The organism is Nonomuraea sp. NPDC050478, assembly GCF_044458265.1.
GTDB classification, from domain to species: Bacteria; Actinomycetota; Actinomycetes; order Streptosporangiales; family Streptosporangiaceae; genus Nonomuraea; species Nonomuraea ferruginea.
This window is the reverse complement of record NZ_JBITHT010000004.1, coordinates 590,190-614,892: the sequence shown is the minus strand read 5'-3', so window position 1 is coordinate 614,892 and position 24,703 is coordinate 590,190. Positions and strand designations below refer to the sequence as shown.

General features: G+C 71.5%; 23 protein-coding genes and 1 pseudogene. 20 read left to right on the top strand and 4 right to left on the bottom strand.

Annotated features, from left to right (window positions below):
- The first annotated feature begins 1 nt into the window (after window position 1).
- The 5 genes from frc to ACIBF7_RS22740 all read left to right on the top strand — a co-directional run bounded on the left by frc (window position 2) and on the right by ACIBF7_RS22740 (window position 6,413).
- Window positions 2–1,225 (top strand): formyl-CoA transferase, encoded by a 1,224-nt coding sequence (frc, locus tag ACIBF7_RS22760; protein ID WP_397198079.1) that lies wholly within the window; start codon window positions 2–4, stop codon window positions 1,223–1,225.
- Window positions 1,225–3,357, top strand: a complete 2,133-nt coding sequence (locus ACIBF7_RS22755; protein ID WP_397198078.1) for an acetate--CoA ligase family protein — start codon at window positions 1,225–1,227, stop codon at window positions 3,355–3,357. The genes frc and ACIBF7_RS22755 overlap by 1 nt, the downstream gene beginning before the upstream one ends.
- Window positions 3,358–3,514: 157 nt before the next feature.
- Window positions 3,515–4,921: an Nramp family divalent metal transporter gene (locus ACIBF7_RS22750; RefSeq protein ID WP_397198077.1), complete on the top strand. Its 1,407-nt coding sequence runs from the start codon at window positions 3,515–3,517 to the stop codon at window positions 4,919–4,921.
- Window positions 4,921–5,409, top strand: coding sequence for a hypothetical protein (locus tag ACIBF7_RS22745; protein WP_148033365.1), 489 nt, complete (start codon window positions 4,921–4,923; stop codon window positions 5,407–5,409). The genes ACIBF7_RS22750 and ACIBF7_RS22745 overlap by 1 nt, the downstream gene beginning before the upstream one ends.
- A complete protein-coding gene (locus tag ACIBF7_RS22740; protein ID WP_148033364.1) occupies window positions 5,406–6,413 on the top strand; it encodes a TerC family protein in 1,008 nt (335 codons plus the stop codon). Before ACIBF7_RS22745 ends, ACIBF7_RS22740 begins: the two co-directional genes overlap by 4 nt.
- A 50-nt stretch (window positions 6,414–6,463) precedes the next feature.
- Here the strand turns inward: ACIBF7_RS22740 and ACIBF7_RS22735 are convergent, their stop codons facing one another.
- From ACIBF7_RS22735 to ACIBF7_RS22725, 3 genes are all read right to left on the bottom strand, one after another.
- The gene (locus ACIBF7_RS22735; protein WP_219549728.1) at window positions 6,464–6,637 is read right to left on the bottom strand and encodes a hypothetical protein; all 174 of its coding nucleotides are present in this window, start codon (window positions 6,635–6,637) and stop codon (window positions 6,464–6,466) included.
- A 137-nt stretch (window positions 6,638–6,774) separates the two neighbouring features.
- Window positions 6,775–7,518 (bottom strand): GntR family transcriptional regulator, encoded by a 744-nt coding sequence (locus ACIBF7_RS22730; protein ID WP_397198076.1) that lies wholly within the window; start codon window positions 7,516–7,518, stop codon window positions 6,775–6,777.
- A 159-nt stretch (window positions 7,519–7,677) separates the two neighbouring features.
- Window positions 7,678–9,063, bottom strand: a complete 1,386-nt coding sequence (locus tag ACIBF7_RS22725; RefSeq protein ID WP_397198075.1) for a hypothetical protein — start codon at window positions 9,061–9,063, stop codon at window positions 7,678–7,680.
- Window positions 9,064–9,152: 89 nt separating this feature from the next.
- On the opposite strand from ACIBF7_RS22725, the gene sucC reads away from it, so the two are divergent.
- From sucC to ACIBF7_RS22695, 6 genes are read left to right on the top strand one after another with little or no spacing between them, the layout of a single operon-like run.
- Window positions 9,153–10,283 (top strand): ADP-forming succinate--CoA ligase subunit beta, encoded by a 1,131-nt coding sequence (gene sucC / locus ACIBF7_RS22720; RefSeq protein ID WP_397198074.1) that lies wholly within the window; start codon window positions 9,153–9,155, stop codon window positions 10,281–10,283.
- Complete coding sequence (sucD, locus tag ACIBF7_RS22715) at window positions 10,283–11,170, top strand: succinate--CoA ligase subunit alpha (RefSeq protein ID WP_397198073.1); 888 nt, start codon at window positions 10,283–10,285, stop codon at window positions 11,168–11,170. The genes sucC and sucD overlap by 1 nt, the downstream gene beginning before the upstream one ends.
- A complete protein-coding gene (locus ACIBF7_RS22710) occupies window positions 11,167–11,931 on the top strand; it encodes a hydroxypyruvate isomerase family protein (protein ID WP_397198072.1) in 765 nt (254 codons plus the stop codon). The genes sucD and ACIBF7_RS22710 overlap by 4 nt, the downstream gene beginning before the upstream one ends.
- Entirely contained in the window at window positions 11,928–12,788 is an 861-nt protein-coding gene (locus ACIBF7_RS22705; protein WP_219549735.1) for a 2-hydroxy-3-oxopropionate reductase, read from the top strand. Before ACIBF7_RS22710 ends, ACIBF7_RS22705 begins: the two co-directional genes overlap by 4 nt.
- Window positions 12,785–14,509, top strand: a complete 1,725-nt coding sequence (gene gcl / locus ACIBF7_RS22700) for a glyoxylate carboligase (RefSeq protein ID WP_397198071.1) — start codon at window positions 12,785–12,787, stop codon at window positions 14,507–14,509. Before ACIBF7_RS22705 ends, gcl begins: the two co-directional genes overlap by 4 nt.
- A gap of 11 nt (window positions 14,510–14,520) precedes the next feature.
- The gene (locus ACIBF7_RS22695; protein WP_397198070.1) at window positions 14,521–16,050 is read left to right on the top strand and encodes an aldehyde dehydrogenase family protein; all 1,530 of its coding nucleotides are present in this window, start codon (window positions 14,521–14,523) and stop codon (window positions 16,048–16,050) included.
- Here ACIBF7_RS22695 and ACIBF7_RS22690 read toward each other — a convergent pair.
- Window positions 16,047–16,445 (bottom strand): DUF6703 family protein, encoded by a 399-nt coding sequence (locus ACIBF7_RS22690; protein WP_271274749.1) that lies wholly within the window; start codon window positions 16,443–16,445, stop codon window positions 16,047–16,049. The two genes, ACIBF7_RS22695 and ACIBF7_RS22690, sit on opposite strands and share 4 nt — an antisense overlap.
- A 63-nt stretch (window positions 16,446–16,508) precedes the next feature.
- Between ACIBF7_RS22690 and ACIBF7_RS22685 the strand changes: the two genes are divergently transcribed.
- The 9 genes and pseudogenes from ACIBF7_RS22685 to ACIBF7_RS22645 all read left to right on the top strand — a co-directional run bounded on the left by ACIBF7_RS22685 (window position 16,509) and on the right by ACIBF7_RS22645 (window position 24,444).
- A complete protein-coding gene (locus ACIBF7_RS22685) occupies window positions 16,509–16,796 on the top strand; it encodes an antibiotic biosynthesis monooxygenase (protein ID WP_148033355.1) in 288 nt (95 codons plus the stop codon).
- A gap of 97 nt (window positions 16,797–16,893) precedes the next feature.
- Entirely contained in the window at window positions 16,894–18,279 is a 1,386-nt protein-coding gene (locus tag ACIBF7_RS22680; RefSeq protein ID WP_187281306.1) for a glycine--tRNA ligase, read from the top strand.
- A 169-nt stretch (window positions 18,280–18,448) separates the two neighbouring features.
- Window positions 18,449–18,589, top strand: a complete 141-nt coding sequence (locus tag ACIBF7_RS22675) for a hypothetical protein (protein WP_219549741.1) — start codon at window positions 18,449–18,451, stop codon at window positions 18,587–18,589.
- Window positions 18,586–19,566 (top strand): MoxR family ATPase, encoded by a 981-nt coding sequence (locus ACIBF7_RS22670; RefSeq protein WP_219549743.1) that lies wholly within the window; start codon window positions 18,586–18,588, stop codon window positions 19,564–19,566. The genes ACIBF7_RS22675 and ACIBF7_RS22670 overlap by 4 nt, the downstream gene beginning before the upstream one ends.
- Window positions 19,563–20,471 (top strand): annotated as a pseudogene (locus ACIBF7_RS22665) (DUF58 domain-containing protein); the annotation flags it as partial. The gene ACIBF7_RS22670 and the pseudogene ACIBF7_RS22665, both read left to right, overlap by 4 nt.
- A gap of 248 nt (window positions 20,472–20,719) precedes the next feature.
- Window positions 20,720–21,661 carry a VWA domain-containing protein gene (locus ACIBF7_RS22660; RefSeq protein WP_397198069.1) on the top strand — a complete coding sequence of 314 codons (942 nt, stop codon included), beginning with the start codon at window positions 20,720–20,722 and terminating at the stop codon, window positions 21,659–21,661.
- Complete coding sequence (locus tag ACIBF7_RS22655) at window positions 21,658–22,479, top strand: S1C family serine protease (RefSeq protein ID WP_397198068.1); 822 nt, start codon at window positions 21,658–21,660, stop codon at window positions 22,477–22,479. Before ACIBF7_RS22660 ends, ACIBF7_RS22655 begins: the two co-directional genes overlap by 4 nt.
- A gap of 10 nt (window positions 22,480–22,489) precedes the next feature.
- On the top strand, window positions 22,490–23,152 hold the full coding sequence (locus tag ACIBF7_RS22650; RefSeq protein ID WP_148033350.1) for a response regulator transcription factor: 663 nt from the start codon (window positions 22,490–22,492) through the stop codon (window positions 23,150–23,152).
- The gene (locus ACIBF7_RS22645) at window positions 23,149–24,444 is read left to right on the top strand and encodes a sensor histidine kinase (RefSeq protein ID WP_397198067.1); all 1,296 of its coding nucleotides are present in this window, start codon (window positions 23,149–23,151) and stop codon (window positions 24,442–24,444) included. Before ACIBF7_RS22650 ends, ACIBF7_RS22645 begins: the two co-directional genes overlap by 4 nt.
- The last annotated feature ends 259 nt before the right edge of the window (window positions 24,445–24,703 follow it).

The following is a 24,703-nucleotide window of genomic DNA, read 5'->3' as shown; positions in this document are numbered from 1 at the left end:
CATGAAGGCACTCGAAGGTGTCCGCGTCCTCGACATGACCCATGTCCAGTCGGGCCCGTCCGCCACCCAGCTGCTCGCCTGGCTGGGCGCCGACGTGGTCAAGCTGGAGTCCATCACCGGCGACATCACCCGGCAGCAGCTGCGTGACCTGCCCGGCGTCGACAGCCTCTACTTCACGATGCTGAACTGCAACAAGCGCAGCATCACGCTCAACATGAAGTCCGAGCGCGGCAAGGAGATCTTCACCCAGCTGGTGAAGCAGTCCGACGTCCTGGTGGAGAACTTCGGCCCCGGCGCCGTCGACCGGATGGGCTTCACCTGGGAGCGGCTCCAGGAGCTCAACCCGCGCCTGATCTACGCCTCCATCAAGGGCTTCGGCCCCGGCCGCTACCGCGCGTTCAAGGCGTACGAGGTGATCGCCCAGGCGATGGGCGGCTCGATGACCACCACCGGCTTCGAGGACGGCCCGCCGCTGGCCACCGGCGCGCAGATCGGCGACTCCGGCACCGGCATCCACGCCGTCGCCGGCATCCTGGCCGCGCTCTATCAGCGCCAGACCACGGACCGGGGCCAGCGGGTGCAGGTGGCCATGCAGCACGCGGTGCTGAACCTCGCCCGGGTCAAGCTCCGTGACCAGCAGCGGCTGGCGCACGGCCCGCTGCGCGAGTACCCGAACAAGACCTTCGGCGACGAGGTGCCCCGCTCCGGCAACGCCAGCGGCGGCGGCCAGCCCGGCTGGGCGGTGCGCTGCGCGCCCGGCGGGCCGAACGACTACATCTACGTGATCGTCCAGCCGGTCGGCTGGAAGCCCATCTCGGAGATCATCGGCCGCGCCGAGCTGGCCGACGACCCCGAGTGGGCCACTCCCGAGGCGCGGCTGCCCAAGCTGGACAAGATGTTCCAGCTCATCGAGGAGTGGACGATCAGGCACGACAAGTGGACGGTCCTCGACAAGCTGAACGCGGCCAACGTGCCGTGCGGGCCGATCCTGTCCACCAAGGAGCTGATCGAGGACGAGTCGTTGCGCGAGGAGGGCATGGTCGTCGCGGTCGACCACCCGGAGCGGGGCGAGTTCCTCACCGTCGGCAGCCCGCTGCAGCTGTCCGACTCCCCGGTGGAGGTCAGGACGTCGCCCCTGCTCGGCGAGCACAACCAGGAGATCTACGGCGAGCTGGGCGTGAGCGCCGACGAGCTGGCCGAGCTCAAGACGAACGGAGTCATCTAGTGGAGCAAGGGGCGCGCGGCGCGGTCAGGGACGTGCTGGACAAGGCGCTGGCCGAGGGCCGCACGGCACTGACCGCCCCCGAGGGGCGCGGCATCTGCCAGGCGTACGGGATCGCCACCCCCGGGGAGGGCCTGGCCACCTCGGCGGGCCAGGCCGCCGAGCTGGCGGCCGAGATCGGCTTCCCGGTCGTCCTGAAGATCGTCTCACCGGACATCCTGCACAAGACCGACGCTGGCGGCGTGCTGGTCGGGGTGAAGACGGCCGACGAGGTACGGGAGGGCTTCGACAAGATCCTGGCCAACGCGCGGGCGTACGACCCCGACGCCCGCATCGACGGCGTCCAGGTGCAGCAGCTCGTCGGCGGCGGCCACGAGGTCATCGTGGGCGCGGTCACCGACCCCACCTTCGGCAAGGTCGTCGCGTTCGGCCTCGGCGGTGTCCTGGTCGAGGTGCTCAAGGACGTCACCTTCCGGCTTGCCCCGGTTTCGGGTGATGAGGCGCTGGGGATGCTGGACGACATCAAAGCGGCTGAGGTGCTGCGTGGGGCACGCGGCGCGGAGCCGGCCGACCGCAAGGCGCTGGCGGAACTGATCGAACGCGTGAGCAGGCTCGTCACGGACTTCCCCGAGATCGCCGAGGTGGACCTCAACCCGGTCTTCGCCGACGCGCGCGGGGCGGTCGCCGCGGACGTGCGCATCATCATCGGCGAGCCGGCCAGGGAGCCCGACCGGCTGCCGAGGGAGGAGATCCTGCGGCAGATGACGCGGATCTTCAAGCCGCGCTCGGTGGCCGTGATCGGCGCCTCCGCCGAGGACGGCAAGATCGGCAACTCGGTCATGCGCAACCTCATCAACGGCGGCTACCAGGGCAGGATCTTCCCGATCAACCCCAAGGCCCCCGAGATCATGGGGCTGCCCGCGTACCAGAGCATCTCCGACGTGCCGCACGACGTGGACGTGGCCGTGTTCGCCATCCCCGCCAAGTTCGTCCCGGCCGCGCTGGAGGACGCCGGGCGCAAGGGTGTGGCCGGCGCGATCATGATCCCGTCGGGGTTCGCCGAGACCGGCAACGTCGAGGGCCAGCAGGAGATCGTGGAGATCGCCAGGCGGCACGGCGTGCGGATGCTCGGTCCCAACATCTACGGCTACTACTACACGCCGGAGAACCTCTGCGCGACGTTCTGCACCCCGTACGACGTCAAGGGCAGCGTGGCGCTGACCTCGCAGAGCGGCGGCATCGGCATGGCCATCCTGGGCTTCAGCCGGACCACCAAGATGGGCGTGTCGGCGATCGTCGGCGTCGGCAACAAGGCCGACGTGGACGAGGACGACCTGCTGACGTTCTTCGAACAGGACGACAACACCAAGGCCGTCGCCATGCACCTGGAGGACCTCAAGGACGGCCGCGGCTTCGTCGACGCGGCCCGCCGGGTCGTCAAGGAGAAGCCGGTCATCGTGCTCAAGGCGGGGCGCACCGCCATGGGCGCGCGGGCCGCCGGCTCCCACACGGGGGCGCTGGCGGGCGACGACAAGGTGTACGACGACATCCTGCGGCAGGCCGGCGTGGTGCGCGCGCCCGGGCTCAACGACATGCTCGAGTACGCGCGGGCGCTGCCGATCCTGCCCGCGCCCAAGGGCGAGAACGTCGTCATCATCACCGGGGCGGGCGGTTCCGGGGTGCTTCTCTCGGACGCCTGCGTGGACGCCGGGCTGACGCTGATGGACATCCCGCCGGACCTGGACGAGGCGTTCCGCGCCTTCATCCCCCCGTTCGGCGCGGCCGGCAACCCGGTCGACATCACCGGCGGCGAGCCGCCGTCGACCTACCAGAACACGGTCCGGCTCGGTCTGGCCGACGACCGGATCCACGCGCTCGTGCTGGGTTACTGGCACACCATCGTGACCCCGCCGATGGTCTTCGCGGAGCTGATCGCCCGCGTCGTGGCGGAGGAGCGGGAGAAGGGCAACGTCAAGCCCGTCGTGGCTTCGCTTGCCGGAGACACCGAGGTCGAGGAGGCGTCGGAGTACCTGTTCGAGCACGGCGTGGTCGCGTACCCCTACACGACCGAGAAGCCGGTGGCGGTGCTGGGCGCCAAGTACCGCTGGGCAAGAGCGGCCGGGCTGCTGAGCTAAGAGCCGAGCTCATCACCTGGCGAGGGGGCGATCGGGGCAGCGCAGGAGAACAACCAACCCCCCAGGAGGTCCGTAGGTGGACACATCCAACACCCCGGCGACGTCTGCGCCGCCGGATGAGGACAAACGAGTATGGAAAGCGGGCCGGCTTGAGCCGATGCCCATCAGGAAACTCCCCGATGCGCCTCCCTCGGTGCACATCCTGGGGCCCACCGTCTTCCTCGTCGCCCTGGGCGTGGGGATGGGCGAGTCCTACATGTGGCCCAGGCTCGTGCTGCTGTTCGGGCCGGAGATCAGGTGGCTGTTCCTGATCGGCGTCACCCTGCAGGCCGTGGTGATGCTGGAGATGGCGCGGTACGCCATGGCCACGGGGGAGAGCATCTTCTCCGGCGCGGCCCGGGTGTTCAAGCCCATCATGTGGTTCTTCTTCATCGTCGCCGTCCTCGTCTACATCTGGCCGGGCCACCTGTCGGCCGGCGCGGCGGCGTTCGAGCAGATAACCGGGATCCCGTGGATGGTCACGGCCATAGCCGGGCTCATCCTGGTCGGGGTGATCTTCAGCCTGGCCAAGGTGATCTACAACGTCCTGGAGAACGTGCTGTCCTTACTCATCGGCACGCTCGTGATCGGCACCTCCGTGGTCGCCGCGATGGTGGGCTCGTGGAACGACGTGGTCACCACCATCACCGGCATGTTCGCCTTCGGCTATCTTCCGGAGGAGGCCATGACAGCGGCGTGGTTCCCGGTCATCGTGGGCGCCTGCGCCTTCGCCGGACCGTCGGGCATGCAGCAGATGTGGTACACGCTGCACCTGCGCGACTCCGGCGCCGGCATGGGCGCGCACATCCCGAAGGTACGCGGGCTGCGGCACGCGGGCGAGGAAGAGGCCATGCCCTCGCGGGGCTTCATGTTCGACACCGAGGACCCCGCGGAGATGGCCAAGTGGAAGGGCTGGCGGCGCTGGGTCACGTTCGACGCGCTGGCGCTCTTCTGGGGCATCACCATGCTGGTCACGATCTCCTTCACGGTGATCGCCCAGTCGGCGGCGCGGCTGAACCCCGAGGTGCAGACCGCGCTGCGGGGCGACGACCGGGACGTGGCGCTGAGCGCCATGTCCGAGGCCGTCTCCTCGGCGGGCAGCTCGGTGCTCGGCGGCGTCTTCCTCGGGTTCATCGCGCTGATCGGGCTCAACGCCACGCTGGGGCTCTTCGACTCGTTCTCGCGCGGCCAGGCCGACATGACCTACAACTTCGTGCCCGGCGCGAAGAAGCTGCGCATGTCGCACCTGTACGCGGGCTTCCTGTGGGGCGTGATCATCTTCGGCATCCTGATCCTGCTCTTCGGCCCGGCCGACGGGCCTGAGGGGATCCTGGACACGCTGGCGTTCCTGTCGACGTTCGCGATGGGCGCGTACTGCGTGACGCTGCTGCTGGTCAACAACCGCATGCTGCCCAGACCGATCAGGCCGAAGTGGTGGACCAACGTGATCATCGGCCTCGGCGCGGTGTTCTATCTGGGCATGCTGTTCTACAGCCTGTTCGCCTTCGGGGTGGTCGTGGGTTGATGATCGATCGGGACGACCTCGAACTCGCCCTGCCCGGGGCGACGATCGGAGCCGTCGCCGGTGCGCTGGCCGGCGGGCTGACCCTCCTCGCGGAGGTCCCCGCCGGCCTGGCCGCCCAGTCCGCGCTCGCACTGTCCGCGCCGCTCGCCTTCTTCGGCGGGCTGTACGGGGTGCTGCTCGGACGCGGCGTGTTCCGGCCCGGCACGTTCGGCCCCACCGGGCTCTACTGGATGGCCGCTTTCCCGCTGTCCCGGCTGCTCCAGGAGAGCGTCGCCGGGGCCGGGGCGAACGACGGCGTGCTCACCTTCCTGCTGTTCCAGGCGATGGTGAGTCTCGGCTTCGCGATCGGCTTCGTCTTCCTGCACGAACGGGTCATGCCGCCCTGGCTGATGCGCCGCCGCGCGGGCAACCCCCGCGCCGAGGCGCTGTTCGGCCTGTACGTCCGCCATGCCCAGGTCATGCAGACCAGGAAGGGAGCTCGTCGATGAACCTGCCCGCCTGGGTCTGGCTCGCCACGATCGGCGGTTTCGCGATCGTGCTCGCGCTGGACTTCTACCTCGTCGCCCGCAACCCCCGCGAGCCCTCCTTCCGGGAGTGCGTGGCCTGGGTGTCGTTCTACGTCGCCCTGGCCATCGCCTTCGGATGCGGGCTGCTCTTCGTCTCGGGGGCGCAGCACGGCGGCGAGTTCTTCGCGGGATGGATCACCGAATACTCGCTCAGCGTCGACAACCTGTTCGTCTTCATTCTGATCATGAGCAGGTTCAGGGTGCCCCGGCAGTACCGGCAGAAGGTGCTGCTCATCGGGATCGTCCTGGCCCTGTTGATGCGCGGCGCCTTCATCGCCGCCGGCGCCGAGGCCGTGGCCAGGTTCGACTGGCTGTTCTACGTCTTCGGCGCCTTCCTCGTCTACACCGCCTGGAAACTGATCGGGCACGAGGAGGACGAGGCCGAGTTCAGCGAGAACGCCGCCCTGCGCGCGGTGCGCCGGGTGCTCCCGACCACGGACACCTACTACGGCGCCCGGCTCACCGTGCACCTGGGCCGCAGGATGGTGACGCCGATGCTGATCGTCATGGTCGCCATCGGCACCACCGACCTGCTGTTCGCGCTCGACTCGATCCCGGCCATCTTCGGGCTCACCAAGGAGCCCTACCTTGTGTTCACCGCCAACGCCTTCGCCCTCATGGGGCTGCGGCAGCTGTTCTTCCTGATCGGCGGCCTGCTCGACCGGCTGGTCTACCTGAGCAAGGGACTGTCGGTGGTGCTGGCCTTCATCGGAGTCAAACTCATCTTGGAGGCGATGCACCACGACGGCGTGTCGTGGGCGCCGGAGATCCCGATCCTGGTCTCTCTGGGCGTCATCCTCGGGACTCTCGCCGTGACCACGGTGCTGAGCCTGATGAAGTCGGCCCGCGACGCGAAGGCGGCAGGGGAGCCGCTGGAAGAGGACTCGGCGTCGTCCGATCCGGTGCGTTCGGACTCGGAGCGCTGAGGCGCGCCGCGCGCGGGGGGGCGCCACCCCTGTGCGCGGCACCTCAGCCGTCAGCGCACGCTCTTGTGCACGTGGCGCTGCTCGGCCCACCGGGTCAGGAACCGCTCCGCGTCGTCGGCGGAGCGCTGCTTCCTGAGCGCGGTGGCCAGGCCGATCCCGATCGGCCGGCCGTCGGCGGGCTGGCCGAGGGGATCTCCAAGGAGGAAGCGGGCAAGCTTCTTCATCTCTGTTCACCTCCTTTCGTCGCCTGGTTTCGGACAAGAATCGTCCCAAACCTCTGCTCGAAGTGCCGGGGCGACTTCCGCGTCCCCATCCTCTGCCCGAGGTGTTACGGGATAGGCGTCCGGGTGTGAACGCCGGGTCAACCGGTGGCCGGCGTCCGCGGGCGGCGGCGACGGACCGGCTTGGGTGCGGGCTCCACCGGATCGCTCTCGCGCTGCTCCATGTAGGAGGCGCGGGTGTGCTCGGTGTGCTCGCGCATGATGTGGGCGGCCCTCTCCTGGTCGCCGCGCTCGATGGCGTCGATCAGGGCGGTGTGCTCCTCCCAGGAGGCCATGCCGCGCTGCCGGGCCACGGGCGTGTGGTACCACCGCACGCGGCGGGCGACCTGGCTGGCCAGCTCGGACAGCACCTTGTTGCCGGACAGCTCGGTGACCAGGGCGTGCAGCTCGGAGTTGGTGGCCACCGCGCCGTCCACGTCGTCGGACTGGACGGCCTCGATGCCGCGCCGGCACAGGGCGCGCAGCCGGGCCACCCCTTCCTCGCCGGCGTGCCGCGCGGCGAGCCTGGCGGACTCGGTCTCCAGCAGCGCGCGGACCGCGAGCAGCTGGTCGGCCTCCTCCATCGTGGGGATGTGCACGAACGCGCCCTGACCGGGGTGCAGGTCGACCCAGCCCTCGCCGCTGAGCTGCTGCAGCGCCTCGCGGACGGGCTGCCGCGACACGCCGAGCAGCTCGGCCAGCTCGCTCTCGACCAGGTGCTGGCCGGGCTTGAGCTGGCCGGAGACGATGAGCTCCTGGATGGCCTCGATCACGCTCTCCCGGAGCGTGGCGGGGCGGGGGATCTTGGGGGCCGCCGCCCGACCGGCCTGATCCGACAGCAACATGATTCTGACTCCAGGGGCTGACGAAATGGTTTTGGTCGACTGCCTACAGCATACCGCCCCGTACCTTCGGCTGATCGTGAGTCTCATCACAGAGACCGAGGTCACAGGGGCATCATGACGGGGAGGCCCGTCATAGGGGGATCGTGGCGGGCCGGCCCGTCACAAAGGGATCGTGGCGGGCAGGCCGGGGGTGCGCAGCCGCGTCGACGCCAGCGCGGGCAGCGCGGCGAGCCCCGCGGCGAGCAGGAGCGCCGTCGCGGGCGCGGTGAGCGCGTACGCGGCCATGGCCACACCGAGCACTCCTGCCGCGGCCTTGGCGCTGTAAACGACCGCGTGGATCTCGCAGGTCTGCCGTTCGCCGAAGAACTCCCTGACCAGGCTCGCGACCAGCGGGTAGAACGCCCCGCCGCCCAGCCCGGCGGCGATCGCGCCGAGCCAGAGCAGCGGACTCCCGGCCGCGACCCCCAGCACGGCCCCGGCGTCCAGCGCGGCCCCGGTCCCTGGCGCGGCCCCCGCGTCCAGCGCGGCCGCGTTTGCGGCTTCCGGGGGCAGGCCCGCCACGCCGCCGGCCGGCCTGGCGGTGAGGTTCATGGCGCCTGCCAGGAGGATTTGGCCCACCGCGAGGAGTCCGAGCACCGAGGCCAGCACCAGGCGGCGGCCGAGGAACTCCGACAGCCGCATCGCGACCGCCCGCCCGCCGCCGTTGAGCGCCACCATGAGGGCCAGCGCGCCCCACGCGCCGGTGCTCGCCACGACCACCACGTCGAACACCGACACCGCGCCCGCGCAGGCCAGGATCACCGCCAGGGCCGGCAGCGCCCGGGTGCGCAGCGCCTGGGCCAGCCCGAACTGCCGCACCGCGCCGGGCGTCCTGCGCAGCCGCGCCGCCTCCAGCGCGTGCGCGCGGGGCTCCACCGTCTCCGGCCACCAGCCCTCGGGGGCCAGCCGCAGGGACCTGGCCGCCGTCCCGATCGCCGCCGCGGCCAGCAGCGCCGCCACCGCGAACACGGCCGGCGTCATGGCGGGCGCGAGCCCGGCCCACACCAGGAGCGGCGCGGACCCGTACCCGAAGGCGCCCGTCACCATGCTCACCCGGGCGGCGGGACGGTCGGGATACCAGGAGGAGACCACTTCGCCGCAGACCCCGTACACGGCTCCGGCGCCGAGTCCGCCGAGCACGGCGTATCCGAGCAGGGCGAGGGGGAGCGCCGCCGTTCCGGTTCCGGCGCCCACGACGGCGGCCGTCAGCAGGCCGAGCGTCGTGAGCGCGGCGCCGGCGGCCAGCGCGGCGCGGACCGGCAGGCGGCCGTGGCGGACCAGCCGCAGGGTCGGCAGCGCGCCGACGGACTGGAAGACGATGCAGGCGGCCAGCAGGATCAGCCCGTTCGCGTCCGTGGCCAGCAGGGCCGCGAAGCCGTACTGCAGGGGGCCGATCGCGGCCATGGCCGCCAGTGCGAGACGGAACATCCGGGTGCGGTCGGCGGGCACCGGTCCCACGAGGTAGGAGCGCCCGCGCCAGTCTCTGACAGTTGTTGCATTCTCCATACCGTATGGAATATCCGGTACACCGAGCCCTGTCGAGGGTCTGGACGAGGGATATTCCATACGGTATACCGTCTACAAAGGAGGCTCGAATGGACCTGTACGAGTATCAGGCGAAGGAGCTCTTCGGGCGCCACGGGATACCGATCCCCGCGGGCAGGGTCGCGGCCACCCCCCAGGAAGCCCGCGCGATCGCCGCCGAGCTGGGCGCGCCCGTCGTCATCAAGGCCCAGGTGAAGACCGGCGGACGCGGCAAGGCGGGCGGCATCAGGACCGCCCCCGGCCCGGCCGCCGCCGAGGACGAGGCCGGCCACGTGATCGGCATGGACATCAAGGGGCACACTGCGCACCGCGTGCTCGTCGAGACCGCCACGGTGCCCTTCGAGGAGTACTACGCGGCCTTCCTCGTGGACCGGGCCGAGGGCGGCTTCCTCGCCATGGTGTCCGCCCAGGGCGGCATGGAGATCGAGGAGCTGGCGGCCACCGACCCCGACGCCATCGTGCGCGTCCAGATCGACCCTGAGACCGGTGTGGACGCGGAGACGGCCCGGCAGCTCGCGGCCAAGGCGGGGCTGCCGGAGGCCGCCGCGCAGGTGCTGGAGCGGCTGTGGCGGGTGATGGTGGCCGAGGACGCCGTCCTGGTCGAGGTGAACCCGCTGATCTGCACCACCGGCCAGCGGATCGTGGCCCTTGACGGCAAGGTGACGCTCGACGCTAACGCTGCCTACCGCCACTCCTGGGAGTACGCGGAGCCCGCGGACAGCCTGGAGGACAGGGCCAGGGCCAAGGGGCTCAACTACGTGAAGCTCGACGGGCGGGTCGGCGTCATCGGCAACGGCGCCGGCCTGGTGATGAGCACGCTGGACGTGGTGGCGGGCGCGGGCGCGGCCCCGGCCAACTTCCTCGACATCGGCGGCGGCGCCTCGGCGCAGGTGATGGCCGACGGGTTGGAGATCATCCTGGCCGACCCGGACGTGCGCTCGGTGCTGGTGAACGTCTTCGGCGGCATCACCGCCTGCGACGCGGTGGCCAACGGCATCGTGACGGCTCTGGAACTGCTCGGCGAGCGCGGCCTCGGCCGGCCGATCGTCGTACGGCTGGACGGCAACAACGCGGAGGCCGGGCGGCGCATCCTGAGCGAGGCCAGGCACCCGGCGGTCCGGCAGGTCCCCACCATGGACGGCGCCGCCGAGACGGCGGCCAGACTCGCGGCAGGTGCGTGATGGCGATCTTCCTGACCAAGGACAGCCGGGTGCTCGTGCAGGGCATGACCGGCGCGGAGGGCACCCGGCACACGGCCCGCATGCTGGCCGTCGGCACCGACGTGGTGGCCGGGGTGACGCCCGGCAAGGGCGGCCGCACGGTCGACTTCGGCGAGCGCACGGTGCCGGTGTTCGGCTCGGTGGCCGAGGCCGCGGCGGAGACCGGCGCGGAGGTGTCGGTGGTGTTCGTGCCGCCGCGCTTCACCTTCGGCGCCGTCGAGGAGGCCGTCGCCGCGCGGGTGCCGCTCTGCGTGGTCATCACCGAGGGCGTGCCGGTGCACGACACGGTACGGTTCCGCGCCCTGGCGGCCCGCGCCGGCACCCGGATCATCGGCCCGAACTGCCCCGGCCTGATCAGCCCCGGCCAGTCGTCGGCCGGGATCATCCCCGCCGACATCACCTCCGCCGGGCGGATCGGCCTGGTCTCCAAGTCCGGCACGCTCACGTACCAGCTCATGTACGAGCTGCGCGACCTCGGCTTCTCCACCGCGGTCGGGATCGGCGGCGACCCGGTGGTGGGCACCACGCACATCGACTGCCTGGCGGCCTTCCAGGAGGACCCCGGCACCGACGCGATCGTGATGATCGGCGAGATCGGCGGCGACGCCGAGGAGCGGGCCGCCGCCTACATCGCCGGGCACGTCACCAAGCCGGTCGTGGCCTACGTCGCCGGGTTCACCGCGCCGGAAGGCAAGACCATGGGGCACGCGGGCGCGATCGTGTCCGGCTCGTCCGGCACCGCCCAGGCCAAGAAGGAGGCCCTGGAGGCGGTCGGGGTCCGGGTCGGCCGCACCCCGTCCGAGACGGCGCGGCTGCTGCGCTCGGCGCTCGGGAGGCTCTCGCCATGAGGTTCGACGTCAACCTGTCCATCCTGTTCACCGACCTGCCGCTGCTGGAGCGGCCCGCCGCCGCGGCCAAGGCCGGGTTCGACGCGGTGGAGCTGTGGTGGCCGTTCGGCACGGCCGAGCCGTCGCGCGCCGAGCTGGACGCGCTCCGCGCGGCCATCGAGGACGCCGGCGTGCGCCTGGTGGGGCTCAACTTCGACGCCGGGGACATGGCGGCGGGCGAGCGCGGCCTGCTCGCCCGGCCGGACGACTCCGCGCGGTTCCTGGCCAATGTCGGCGTCGCCGCCGGCTTCGCCGCCGAGCTGGGCTGCGGCACGCTCAACGCGCTGTACGGCAACGACCCGGGCACCGATAGGGCGCTGGCCGTGGCGAACCTGCGGGCGGCTGCCGACGCGGCGGCGGGCGCCGGCGCCACCGTGGTCGTCGAGGCGCTCAACTCCCGGGAGAACCCGCACTACCCGATCACCTCGTCGGCCGCCGCCTTCGACCTGATCGACGAGGTGGGCCGGGACAACGTGGCCTTCCTGGCGGACCTGTACCACCTGCACGTGATGGGGGAGGACGTGCTCGCGCTCATCGACGCGCACGCCGCCAGGTTCGGTCACGTGCAGATCGCCGACGACCCCGGCCGCGGGCAACCCGGCAGCGGGCGCATGCCGTACCCGGAGATCTTCGCCCGGCTGGCGGCGGCGGGCTACCGGGGGCACGTCGGGCTGGAGTACCGGCACGAGGGGCCGGGCGCGTTCGCTTGGAGGCGGCAGTGACCATAGCTTTCATCGGCCTCGGGATCATGGGCAGCCCGATGGCCGCCAACCTCGTCAAGGCCGGGTACGACGTCGTCGGCTACGACGTCAGCGCCGAACGGGTCGCCGAGCTGGAGGCCCGCGGCGGCAAGGGCGCGGCCGGGGTGGCCGAGGCGGTCGCCGACGCGGACGTGGTGATCACCATGCTGCCCGACTCGCCGCAGGTCGAGGAGGTCGCGCCGGTCGTCGTCGCGCACGGCGCGTCCGGCCTGATCTACCTGGACATGAGCACGATCAGGCCGGACACCTCCCGGTGGGTCGCCCGCGAGGCCGCCGCCAAGGGCGTCCGCGCCCTGGACGCGCCGGTGAGCGGCGGCGAGCGCGGCGCCGTCGACGGCACCCTGTCGATCATGGTGGGCGGCGACCCCGAGGACTTCGCGGCGGCCCGGCCGGTGCTCGGCGCGCTCGGCACCACGATCGTGCACGTCGGCCCGCCCGGCGCGGGCCAGACGGTCAAGGCCGCCAACCAGCTCGTGGTGGGCGGCATCTACGGCCTGGTGGCGGAGGCCATCGTGCTCCTGGAGGCGTCGGGGGTGGACCCGGTGGCCGGTCTGGACGTGCTCGCGGGCGGTCTGGCCGGCTCCCGGATCCTCGACATCAAGCGGCACACCATGATCAGACGGGAGTTCGCCCCGGGCTTCCGCATCGACCTGCACCACAAGGACATGGGCATCGCCGTGGCCGCCGCCCGCGAGGCCGGCGTCGCGCTGCCGCTCACCGCGCAGGTGGCCCAGCTCGTCGCGGCCGCCCGCGCCCAGGGCCACGGCTCGCTCGACCACTCCGCCCTGCTCAAGGTCGTCGAAAGGTTCAACGGATGAACGCCGTCCCGTGCATGGAGGCCGTGGTCAAGGTGCTGGAGTCGGAGGGCGTGGACACCGTCTTCGGCATCCCGGGCGCCGCCATCCTGCCGCTGTACGCGGCGCTGCAGCACAGCTCGATCCGGCACATCACGGTCCGCCACGAGGAGGGCGGCACGCACGCCGCCGACGGCTGGGCCCGCGTGACCGGGAACGTGGGCGTGTGCATCGGCACCTCCGGCCCCGCCGGCACCAACATGATCACCGGGCTCTACACGGCGATGGCCGACTCGATCCCGATGATCTGCGTCACCGGTCAGGCGGTCAGCTCGAAGCTGCACCAGGAGGCGTTCCAGGCGGTCGACATCGTGGAGATCGCCAAACCGGTCACCAAGTGGGCGGTGCAGCTCAAGGAGCCCGCGCAGGCGCCGTGGCTGTTCCGCGAGGCGTTCCGGATCGCCCGCTCGGGGCGGCCGGGGCCGGTGCTCATCGACCTGCCGCTGGACGTGCAGCGCGGGACCTGCCGGTACGATCCCGCGGTCGACGCGCCGCTGCCCGTCGAGGAGCCCAGGCCGCTGCCCCAGGCGGTGCGCAGGGCGGTGGACCTGCTGGCCGCCGCCAAGCGGCCGCTGATCCTGGCCGGCGGCGGCGTGATCATCGCGGACGCGCACGAGGAACTGCGCCGCCTGGCCGAGCACCTTCAGGTGCCGGTGCAGGTGACGCTCATGGGCAAGGGCGCCTTCCCGGAGGACCACCCGCTGTTCGCCGGGATGGCCGGCATCCAGACCCAGACCCGGTGGGGCAACGCCGCCTTCCTCGACAGCGACCTCGTGCTGGCCGTGGGCGCCAGGTTCGGCGACCGGCACACCGGCGACCTCGACGTCTACCGGGGGAACCGGCGGTTCATCCACGTCGACATCGAGCCCATGCAGCTCGGCCGGGTCTTCGAGCCCGACCTCGGGATCGTCGCGCACGCCCGGCCGGTGCTGGCCGGGCTGCTGGACGAGGCGCGCTCCCGGCACCCCGCCCCGCGCCGGCCGGGCAAGTGGGTGCGCCGGGTCGGCGAGCTGCGCGCCACCCTGGTCCGCAGGGACGACTTCGAGGACGTGCCGATCAAGCCGCCGAGGGTGTTCCGCGAGATCAACGAGCACTTCGGCAGGGACACCACGTTCGTCACCGCCATCGGGCTCTACCAGATCTGGTCCGGCCAGTTCCAGACGACCTACCTGCCGCGCCGCTACCTCGTGTGCGGGCAGGCCGGGCCGCTCGGGTGGGAGGTGCCGGCCGCGATCGGGGTGAAGACCGCGCACCCGGAGCGCGACGTTGTGGTGGTCGTCGGCGACTACTCCTTCCAGTTCCTCATGGAGGAGGTCGCGGTCGCCGCCCAGTACAACATCCCGTTCGTGATCGTCATGATCAACAACGAGTATCTGGGTCTCATCAGGCAGGCCGAGATCCCGTACGGCATGAACTTCGCGGTGGACCTGCACTACGGGGAGGGCGGCATCGACCATGTCAAGGCCATGGAGTCCTTCGGCTGCCCGGCGCGCCGGGTGGAACTGCCCGGCGACATCCGCGACGCGCTGGCATGGGCGTCCGGCGAGGCGGCCCGCCGGCGGCTTCCGGTGCTGGTGGAGGTGATGGTGGAGCGCGAGGCCAACGCCGCCATGGGTCCCTCGCTGGACGCCGTCAAGGAGTTCGAGCCGCTGCCCGAGCTCGTCGCCGTCGACTGGTCAGACTGAGAGGAAGGCTCATGCAGGTCAAACCGGGCACATCCTGGCAGGACGCGTACGACAGGTGCTGCGAGGCGGCGCCGGAGGCGTTCCACCACGACAGGGTGCTCAACCACTGGGGCGGGTTCTGGCAGCGGGACGGGCGGCCCGCGCCGGTGTTCTCGCCGGTGGACGGCACCGCCATCGCCGGGCCGCCCCGGCTCGACCGGGCCGGCGCCGCGCGCGCCGTGGCGGGCGCGGTGGAGGAGCACCGGCGGTGGCGGCACGTGCCGCTGGAGGAGCGCAAGGCGCGGGTGTCGGCGGCCGTGGAGTCCATGGCCGCGCACCGCGACCTGCTCGCGCTGCTGCTGGTGTGGGAGATCGGCAAGCCGTGGAAGACGGCCCGCGCCGACGTCGACCGCTGCCTCGACGGGGTGCGCTGGTACGTGGAGGAGATCGACCGGATGGCGGCGGGGCGCGCCCCGCTGCCCGGCCCCGTCAGCAACATCGCGAGCTGGAACTACCCGATGAGCGTGCTCATGCACGCCATGCTCGTGCAGGCGCTGGCCGGCAACGCGGTCATCGCCAAGACGCCGACCGACGGCGGGCTGTGCTGCCTCACCCTGGCGTGCGCGCTCGCGGTCCGGGAAGGGCTGCCGTTCACGCTGGTCAGCGGGAGCGGGGCGGAGCTGTCACCGGTGCTGGTGGCGGGCAGGTCGCTGGGCTGCGTGTCGTTCGTGGGCGGCAGGGACGCCGGCGGGCACGTCGCGGGCTCGCTGTCCGACCTGGACCGGCGGCACGTGCTGGAGCAGGAAGGGCTCAACTGCTGGGGCGTGTGGGAGTACTCCGGCTGGGAGCTGCTCGGCCGGCAGATCCGGGCCTCCTTCGACTACGGGAAGCAGCGGTGCACCGCCTACCCGCGGTTCGTGGTGCAGCGGTCACTGTTCCACGAGTTCCTCGGGGCCTACCTGGAGGCGGTGGGGTCGCTGCGGTTCGGGCATCCGCTCGCCGTCGCCCATCCCGGCGATCCGCTGCCGGAGCTGGACTTCGGGCCGTTGATCAACGCCTCTAAGGCCAAGGAGCTGGCCGACCAGGTGGACGAGGCGGTGGCGCGGGGGGCGGTGCCGCTGCACCGGGCGTCCGTGGAGTCCGGAAATTTCCTGCCCGGTCAGGATATTTCGGCTTATTTTGCGCCGGTGGCCCTGCTCGACCCGCCCCGCTCGTCCCCGCTCCACCACGCCGAGCCGTTCGGCCCCGTCGACAGCTTCGTGCTCGTCGACACCGAGGCGGAGCTGCTGGCCGCGATGAACGCCAGCAACGGCGCGCTGGTCGCCACGCTCTCCTGCGACGAGGAGGACACGTACCGCAGGCTCGCCCCGGATGTGCGGGCGTTCAAGGTCGGCCACAACCGGCCACGCTCGCGGGGCGACCGCGAGGAGCTGTTCGGCGGGCTCGGCGCCTCCTGGCGCGGCGCGTTCGTCGGCGGCGAGCTGCTCGTCAGGGCCGCCACCCAGGGCCCCGACGGCGAGCGCCTGCCGGGCAACTTCCCCGGCTACACGCTGATCCCCTAGAGGAGCCCGAACCGGGTCGCCACCAGCAGCACTAGGAACGTCAGCATCGCCACCCGCAACAGCTTGCCGCCCACCCCGAGCGACGGCCACGACAGATAGGCCAGCCAGCCGACGAACACCACGACCGGCAGCGCGGCCAGCCCGCCCAGCCAGCTCTGCACCGCGAACCCGGCCAGCAGCAGCACCACCATGACGGCGGGCGTCACCCAGCGCGGCACCTGCGTGAACAGGAACGCCATCGGCGCCGCGCTGCGCCGCTCCACGGCCTTGCGCATCCCCGTCGCCCCGGGCGTGAAGAACTGCTCGCCCGGCGGCAGCGGCCGCTTGGGCTTGCCCTGGTGATCCTTGCGGGGCTGCGCCAGCGGATGCCTGAGGCGGTCGTCGTCAGTGGCCACGGCCCGAGCCTAGCGCCGCCCGAATCGCCCCGGCATCCATCGAACGTCTGACATGCTGGGGGCGTGCTCGCCGTGATCCGTTACACCGTTCCAGAGGCCCAGTCGCAAGGCTTCGCCAAGCAGGCCGAGGTCATCCTCGACACGCTCGCCGCCCAGCCCGGCTACCTGCGCGGCAGGCTCGCCCGATCGGTCGACGAGCCCAACCTGTGGGCCCTGGTCACCGAGTGGGAGGGCGCCGGGTTCTACCGCCGGGCGCTGTCCACCGCCCGGATGGAGATGTACCCGCTCATGATCCTCATGGTGAACGAACCGTCCGCCTTCGAGGACGTTCTCGTCCAAGACGGGGCGTAGCGATAGTCGGGCGCGGAGCCGCTCGCCCTTCCCCTAAGCTGGGATCTCACACATTCATTTCCTCGCCGACCTCCAGCCGGAAAGAGATCCGATCAACATGGCACGACGCACCGACGTCATGGACACCATCGTCAGCCTCGCCAAGCGCCGCGGGCTCGTATACCCGTCGAGCGAGATCTACGGCGGACTGCGCGCGTCCTGGGACTACGGCCCGCTGGGCGTCGAGCTGAAGAACAACGTCAAACGGCAGTGGTGGCTGTCGACGGTCCAGTCGCGCGACGACGTGGTGGGCCTCGACTCCAGCGTCGTCCTGGCCCGCGAGGTCTGGCAGGCCAGCGGCCACGTCGAGACCTTCACCGACCCGCTCACCGAGTGCCAGTCCTGCCACAAGCGCTACCGCGCCGACCACCTGCTCGAGGCGTACGAAGAGAAGAACGGCAAGGCCCCCGAGCGCGGCCTGGCCGACGTCACCTGCCCCAACTGCGGCAACAAGGGCGCCTTCACCGAGCCCCGCCAGTTCAGCGGCCTGCTCAAGACCTACCTCGGCCCGGTCGAGGACGAGTCCGGCCTGGCCTACCTCCGGCCGGAGACCGCGCAGGGCATCTTCATCAACTACCTCAACGTGCAGCAGTCGGCGCGCAAGAAGATCCCGTTCGGCATCGGCCAGATCGGCAAGTCGTTCCGCAACGAGATCACGCCGGGCAACTTCATCTTCCGCACCCGCGAGTTCGAGCAGATGGAGCTGGAGTTCTTCGTCAAGCCCGGCTCTGACGAGGAGTGGCACCAATACTGGATCGACGAGCGCTTCCGGTGGTACTCCGATCTCGGCATCGCCAAGGACAACCTGCGTCTTTACGAGCACCCGCAGGAGAAGCTCTCCCACTACGCCAAGCGCACCGTCGACATCGAGTACCGCTTCAACTTCGCCGGCGGCGAGTGGGGTGAGCTGGAGGGCATCGCCAACCGCACCGACTTCGACCTGACCGCCCACTCCAAGGCGTCCGGCACCGACCTGAGCTTCTTCGAGCAGGAGACCGGCGAGCGCTACGTGCCCTACGTGATCGAGCCGTCGGCCGGCGTCGACCGGGCCACGCTCACCTTCCTCATCGACGCCTACACCGAGGACGAGGCGCCCAACGCCAAGGGTGTCATGGAGAAGCGCACGGTCATGCGGCTCGACCACCGGCTCGCCCCGGTCAAGGCCGCGGTGCTGCCGCTGTCGCGCAACGCCGACCTGTCGCCCAAGGCCCGCGACCTGGCCGCGGCGCTGCGCAGGCGGTGGAACGTCGAGTTCGACGACGCGGGCGCGATCGGCCGCCGCTACCGCCGCCAGGACGAGATCGGCACTCCGTTCTGCATCACGGTCGACTTCGACACGCTGGAGGACAACGCCGTGACCATCCGCGAGCGCGACTCCATGGGCCAGGAGCGCATCTCCATCGACCAGGTGGAGAGCTACCTGCGCCAGCACCTCAACGACTGACGCGCGCCGCGTCGCGGGGGGCCTCTCTACGGAGGGGCCCCCTTCTGTTGTGTGCCGCGCCGCTCACTCCAGACCCCGTGCACCGAAAAATCATGTAAAAGCCAGTGTTACGCCCCTTTTCGCGTGCCCTTGATGGAGTGGCCCCCATAGCTGAAAGACAGGGGGATCCATGGCACGCACAACACTTCTCGCGCTCGTCCTGGCCGCCGGTGCGCTCCTCGCGACCGGCGGCGCCGCCATGGCCGAGCCGGAGCCTTCGGCGCTGGAACTGCGGGTCGTCGTCGACGACTGCCCCGAGGCCAGGCCATGACCGAAGCCGCGCTGCTCGAACGGGCGCTGTTCGAGGTCAAGAGGGTGATCGTGGGGCAGGACCACATGGTGGAGCGGCTGCTCGTCGCGGTCCTGGCCCGCGGGCACTGCCTGCTCGAAGGGGTGCCCGGCATCGCCAAGACGCTGGCCGCCGAGACCACCGCCACGGTCGTCGGCGGCACGTTCTCGCGCATCCAGTTCACGCCCGACCTGGTGCCGTCCGACATCGTCGGCACCCGGATCTACCGGCCGTCGACCGAGACCTTCGACATCGAGCTCGGCCCGGTGATGGTCAACCTGCTGCTCGCCGACGAGATCAACCGGGCGCCCGCCAAGGTGCAGTCGGCGCTGCTGGAGATCATGGCTGAGCGTCAGGTCAGCATCGGCGGGCGCACCTACGAGGTGCCCAGGCCGTTCCTGGTGCTGGCCACCCAGAACCCCATCGAGTCGGAAGGCGTCTACCACCTGCCGGAGGCGCAGCGCGATCGGTTCCTGCTCAAGGTGGACGTCGGCTATCCCAGCGAGTCGGAGGAACTGGCGATCGCCTACCGGATGAGCGTGGACCCGCCGCGACCACAGCCGGTCCTCACCCCCGACCAGGTGGTGGCGCTGCAACGGCGCGCCGACGAGGTGTTCGTGCACCACGCCGTCGCCGAGTACGCCGTCCGCCTCGTCCACGCCACCCGTGAGCCCGAGCGTTACGGGCTGCCCGACCTGCGCGGGCTGCTCGCCTTCGGCGCCAGCCCGCGCGCCACCCTCGGCCTGCTCGCCTCCGGCCGGGCGCTGGCGCTCATGCGGGGTCGCGAGTACGTGCTGCCCGAGGACGTGCGAGACCTGGCGCACGACGTGATGGCGCACCGGCTGGTGCTGTCGTTCGACGCGCTGGCCGACGACGTCCCGCCGCGGGCCGTCGTGGACCGGGTGCTCGCGGCGGTGCCGCTGCCGGTCGTCGCCCCGCAGCAGGAGTCAGCGGCATGAGCTCCTACCTGACGGCCGAGCCCGCGCTGCGCAGGCTGGAGCTGACCATCACCAGGCGGCTGGACGGGCTGCTGCAGGGCGAGCATCTCGGACTGTTCCCCGGGCCGGGCAACGAACCCGCGGAGGCTCGCCCGTACCAGGCCGGAGACGACGTGCGGCGGATGGACTGGAACGTCACCGCGCGCACGAACGAACCCCATGTGCGCGAGCTCGTCGCCGACCGCGAGCTGGAGATCTGGGCGCTGCTCGACGCCAGCGCCAGTATGGACTTCGGCACGGCGTCGATGGAGAAGCGGGAGCTGGCGCTGGCCGCCCTCGCCGCGGTCGGCTTCCTCACCCAGCGCACCGGCAACCGCATGGGCGCGCACCTGCTGCACGGAGGCGGTGTCCGGGTGCTGCCGGCCAGGACCGGGCGGCCGCACCTGATGGCGCTGCTGCGAGCCGTGTTCTCGCTGCCGCGCACCCCGCCCGGCACCCCTGGGTCGCTCCTGGGCGCCGCCGCCGATCAGCTCTGCCGGACTGTCAGGCGGCGCGGCCTCGTGGTCGTGGTGTCGGACTTCCTGGACGCGCCGCGGACGTGGGAGGGGCCGCTGCGACGGCTCACCGCCCGGCACCAGGTGCTGGCGGTCGAGGTCCTGGACCCGCGGGAGCTGTCGCTCCCCGACGTGGGCGTCCTGACGCTCGTCGACCCGGAGACGGGGCGGCGGCGCGAGGTCTCCACGGCCGGCGCCCGCCTCCGCCTGCGCTACGCCGAAGCGGCCGCCGGCCAGCGGGCCGCCATCGAAGCCGGCCTGCGCCGCGCGGGGGTCGCCCACCTGCGCCTGCGCACGGACGGCGACTGGGTACGCGACCTGGTGCGCCACGTCCTGAAACACCGCCGCCTCGCCCACCGCTCCGCCACCGCGGGGCCTTCCCCCGCACCCCTTTCAACCACCACGACGGCAGGCCGTCCTTCCGGAAACGGCCCCTCACCCGAGCCCGCTGGATCCGGAGAGGGCCGGAGACGGGGGCTTGCCCGGCTCGCCGCCTTCCGCCGCGCCCTCGCCCGCTCCGACGCCCCGTCTGAGGAAGACCGTCCGCTCGGTCAGGGGCGGCCGGCCGGGAGGGGGCAGGTCGTCGGTGAGGGGCCTCCGCCGGGAGGGGGTGAGGTCGCATGACGCTGCTCTCGCCGATGTGGCTGCTGTTGCTGGTGCCCGTCGCGTTGCTCGCGGCAGGGTACGTGGTCGCGCAGAGGCGGCGCACCGAGTACGCGGTGCGGTTCACGAATCTCGATCTGCTGGACAAGGTCGCCCCGCGCGGGCCGGGGTGGCGCAAACACGTGCCGGCGGCGTTGTCGCTCGCCATGTTCGTGCTGCTGGTGGCCGGGTTCGCCAGGCCGACGGCCGAGGTGACGGTGCCGAGGGAACGGGCCACGATCATGGTGGCGTTCGACGTGTCCGCCTCGATGGCGGCCACCGACGTCAGCCCTGACCGGTTCAGCGCGGCCAGGCAGGCGGCCACCCAGTTCGTGGAGCACCTGCCGCCCCGGTTCAACCTGGGCCTGGTGGCGTTCTCCGAGAACGCTTCGGTCGTCGTGCCGCCGACCACCGACCGCCCGGCCGTGCTCGGCGCGCTCGACCGGCTGACCACCACCGCGGGCACCGCCATCGGCGAGGCCGTCTACTCTTCGCTGGACGCCATCGAGGCGCTCGACACCGAGGAGCAGGCCCCGCCCGCGCACATCGTGCTGCTCTCCGACGGCGAGAACACGACCGGCCGGACCGTCGAGGAGTCGGCGCGCGAGGCGGCGGCCCGAGGCGTGCCCGTCACCACGATCGCCTATGGCACGCAGGAGGGCGTCATCGAACTCCAGGGAAGACAGTTGCCCGTGCCTGTGGACGCCCCCGCGCTGCAACGGCTCGCGGAGACGGCCGGTGGCGGCTTCTACGAGGCGGCCAGCGGCGATGAGCTCCAGGCCGTGTACGAGGACATCGGCACCTCGGTCGGCTATCGGACCGAACGGCAGGAGATCTGGCAGTGGTTCGTCGCGGCGGGGCTGATCGCGGCGCTGCTGGCGGCGGCCACCTCGATGCTCTGGTTCGCGAGGCTGCCGTGAACGGGCTCGGCAGGCCCAGCGGCCCCGCCTTCACGCAGGTGCCCCTGGCCGTCCCGCCGCCCTCCCGCCCCGTGGAACCCGCGCGCCGGGGCGGTCGTCTCCTGGTGACCGCCGTGCTCGTCGCGGCGGTCACCGGTGCGGCGGCCGGACTGGCGGGGGCGGCCGCCTTCCGATACGGGGAACCCGCCACCGCACTGCCCCGGGCGGCGCCGGCCGCCTCGGGCGGCGCGACCGGGCTGAGCGCGACGGCCGCGATGGTCCTGCCGAGCGTGGTGTCCGTCGAGGCGGGCCGGGCAGGCGGGTCCGGCTTCGTGGTGGACGGGAGCGGCCATGTCCTCACCAACGCGCACGTGGTGCGGGGCGCGTCCGACGTGACGGTGGTGCTCAGCGACGGCCGCAGGCTGGGCGCGCGGGTGCTCGGCTCCGACGACGACGAGGACCTGGCCGTGCTGGAGGTGGTGGGCGCGGGTTCCGCCCGCCTGCCGCCGGCCACGCTGGGCCGGTCGGCGGACCTGTCGGTGGGGGAGCAGGTGCTCGCCATCGGCTCGCCGCTCGGCCTGTCGGGGACGGTCACCGCCGGCATCGTCAGCGCCACCGATCGGGAGGTGCGGCTGGGCGGCGCGTCCCGTACCGCGGTGCAGACCGACGCCTCCATCAACCCGGGCAACTCCGGCGGCCCGCTGGTCAACGCCCGTGGCCAGGTCGTGGGGGTGAACACCGCGATCGCGGCCGGGCGGGGCGGCGGCAACATCGGCATCGGGTTCGCCATCCCCATCGACCGGGCCGCGCCCATCGCGGACCGCCTCATCCGAAACTAGGGTCCGAAGTATGCGATTGCTGGTCGTCGAGGACGAGGAAGACCTGGTGGAGGCGTTACGCGTGGGCCTGGTCCGGGCCGGATACGCGGTCGACGTGGCCGCCGACGCCCTCACCGCGCACGAGAAGCTCCAGGTCAACTCCTACGACCTGGTGCTGCTCGATCTCAACCTGCCCGGCGGCGACGGTTTCCAGCTGTGCCGGGCGGTCAGGGCGACGGGCGACGGCGTGCGCATCATCATGGTCACCGCGCGGGACCGGCTGGACGACCGCGTGCGCGGACTCGACGAGGGCGCCGACGACTACCTGGTCAAGCCGTTCGCCTTTCCCGAACTGCTGGCGAGGGTCAGAGCCCTGCTGCGCAGGGACACCGGCGGCACCTCCGTCCTCGAGGTGGGAACGCTGCGGATCGATACCGCGAGGATGGAGGTGTCGCTGGACGGGCGGGCGCTGGCGCTCACCCCCAAGGAGTACGGCGTCCTGCACTACCTGATGACCAGACCGGGCTACGTGGTCTCCAGCGAGGAACTGCTGGAGCACGTCTGGGACGAGCACGCCGACCCGTTCACCAACACCGTCCGGGTGACCGTCGGCAACCTGCGCCGCAAGCTCCAGGCCGACGGCCTGATCGAGACCGTCATCAGCCGGGGGTACCGGCTCAGGGAGCCCGCATGATCCACACCATCCGGTTCCGGCTCACCGTGCTCTACTCGGGGCTGCTCTTCCTGCTCGCGGCGCTGGTGCTGGGCGGCATCTACTACGCGGTCTCCCGTACGACCGAGCAGCGCTCGTACGCGACCGAGATCGCGAAGACGTACCGGGACGGCGAGTACGTCGGCAAGCAGGAAGTGGTGTTCATCGAAGAGGTGGAGAACGCGATCAACGTCGGGACGCTCGCCACCCTGCGCGACTACTCGCTGTACACGCTGGGCGGGCTGTTCGCGGCGAGCCTGGGCATCGGCTGGCTGCTGTCGGGCCGGGTGCTGCGGCCGGTCCGGTCGATCACCCGTACCACCGAGGAGATCCAGGCGACGGACCTGTCACGGCGGATCACCCTGCGCGGCCCGAGCGACGAGTTGAAGGACCTGGCCGACACCATCGACACCATGCTCGACAGGCTGGAGGAGGCGTTCCGGGCGCAACGGCAGCTCATCGACGACGCCTCCCACGAGCTGCGCAGCCCGCTGACGATCATCAGGGCGAACGTGGACGCGGTGCTGCTGTCGCCGGAGGCGAGTGAGGAGGAGCGCGGCCGGGCCGTCGCCGTCGTGGACCGGGCCACCACCCGGATGACCCGCCTGGTGGAGGACCTGCTGGCCAGCGCCCGCAGGCAGGGCACCGCGTTCGCCGACACCGACCTGGACCTGTCGCGGGTGGCCGTCGAGGCCTGCGAGGAGTACGCGGCGCTGGCCACCGCGCGCGGCCTCACCATCACCAGGCGGCTGATGCCCGGCCTGGAGACGACCGGCGACCAGGACGCGCTCCGGCGGGCGGTGGCCAACCTGCTGTCCAACGCGGTGCGGCTGTCCCCGCCGGGCGGGCGCGTGCGGGTGGCCGCCGACCGGTGGGGCGCGACGGACATGATCTCCGGCGGAGCGTCCCGCCTGCGGCCGCTGCACCGCGCGGCGGGCTGGGCGGCCGCGAGGTCCGGCCACCAGAAGACCGGTCACCGGGAGGCCGCCGTGGACGAAGCCGGCGGCTGGCTGTGGGTGACCGTGCGCGACGACGGCCCGGGGCTGGCGGCGGAGGACCAGGCGCGGGTGTTCGACCGGTTCTGGCGCGGTGAGGCCAGCCGCCGCGACCGGCACACCGGGCTGGGGCTGGCGATCGTCAGGCAGATCGTGGAGTCGCACGGCGGCAGGGTGGCGGTGCACTCGCGGATCGGGGAAGGGGCCACGTTCGTGCTGTGGCTACCGGCCCGCGGCGGCGCCCCCGGCCCGGCGCCCGACCACAACCCGTTCCCGTGACGGTCCGGCCTGCTGCCATCGTCGCGCCTGCGGCATCTGTGGGCCGCCGCGCGGGTGCCGGCTGATCTCCATGACCGACCCGTACGCCAGCCCTTCCGACGGCTTGTATAGCAGTGATCCGATTCTGCGCCCGATGCTCAAGAATTGGTTTGAACCATTGGTATAAACCACTTCCCGAAGTGGTCGGAATAATCAATGGATTAGACCTCTGAAGGGCGTCTGAGCTGGGGAAACGTTGACTTAACCGAAGAGTGCAGTT

What these genes read in the sequence shown, in the direction of transcription:
- ACIBF7_RS22725 (WP_397198075.1), bottom strand. Translation starts at nt 9,063, where the DNA reads ATGGAGAATGCAACAACTGTCAGAGACTGGCGCGGGCGCTCCTACCTC.
- ACIBF7_RS22750 (WP_397198077.1), top strand. Translation starts at nt 3,515, where the DNA reads ATGCCCATCAGGAAACTCCCCGATGCGCCTCCCTCGGTGCACATCCTG.
- frc (WP_397198079.1), top strand. Translation starts at nt 2, where the DNA reads ATGAAGGCACTCGAAGGTGTCCGCGTCCTCGACATGACCCATGTCCAG.
- ACIBF7_RS22675 (WP_219549741.1), top strand. Translation starts at nt 18,449, where the DNA reads ATGGCACGCACAACACTTCTCGCGCTCGTCCTGGCCGCCGGTGCGCTC.
- ACIBF7_RS22735 (WP_219549728.1), bottom strand. Translation starts at nt 6,637, where the DNA reads ATGAAGAAGCTTGCCCGCTTCCTCCTTGGAGATCCCCTCGGCCAGCCC.
- ACIBF7_RS22660 (WP_397198069.1), top strand. Translation starts at nt 20,720, where the DNA reads ATGACGCTGCTCTCGCCGATGTGGCTGCTGTTGCTGGTGCCCGTCGCG.
- ACIBF7_RS22730 (WP_397198076.1), bottom strand. Translation starts at nt 7,518, where the DNA reads ATGTTGCTGTCGGATCAGGCCGGTCGGGCGGCGGCCCCCAAGATCCCC.
- ACIBF7_RS22745 (WP_148033365.1), top strand. Translation starts at nt 4,921, where the DNA reads ATGATCGATCGGGACGACCTCGAACTCGCCCTGCCCGGGGCGACGATC.
- ACIBF7_RS22650 (WP_148033350.1), top strand. Translation starts at nt 22,490, where the DNA reads ATGCGATTGCTGGTCGTCGAGGACGAGGAAGACCTGGTGGAGGCGTTA.
- sucD (WP_397198073.1), top strand. Translation starts at nt 10,283, where the DNA reads ATGGCGATCTTCCTGACCAAGGACAGCCGGGTGCTCGTGCAGGGCATG.
- gcl (WP_397198071.1), top strand. Translation starts at nt 12,785, where the DNA reads ATGAACGCCGTCCCGTGCATGGAGGCCGTGGTCAAGGTGCTGGAGTCG.
- ACIBF7_RS22740 (WP_148033364.1), top strand. Translation starts at nt 5,406, where the DNA reads ATGAACCTGCCCGCCTGGGTCTGGCTCGCCACGATCGGCGGTTTCGCG.
- ACIBF7_RS22695 (WP_397198070.1), top strand. Translation starts at nt 14,521, where the DNA reads ATGCAGGTCAAACCGGGCACATCCTGGCAGGACGCGTACGACAGGTGC.
- ACIBF7_RS22680 (WP_187281306.1), top strand. Translation starts at nt 16,894, where the DNA reads ATGGCACGACGCACCGACGTCATGGACACCATCGTCAGCCTCGCCAAG.
- ACIBF7_RS22645 (WP_397198067.1), top strand. Translation starts at nt 23,149, where the DNA reads ATGATCCACACCATCCGGTTCCGGCTCACCGTGCTCTACTCGGGGCTG.
- sucC (WP_397198074.1), top strand. Translation starts at nt 9,153, where the DNA reads ATGGACCTGTACGAGTATCAGGCGAAGGAGCTCTTCGGGCGCCACGGG.
- ACIBF7_RS22710 (WP_397198072.1), top strand. Translation starts at nt 11,167, where the DNA reads ATGAGGTTCGACGTCAACCTGTCCATCCTGTTCACCGACCTGCCGCTG.
- ACIBF7_RS22670 (WP_219549743.1), top strand. Translation starts at nt 18,586, where the DNA reads ATGACCGAAGCCGCGCTGCTCGAACGGGCGCTGTTCGAGGTCAAGAGG.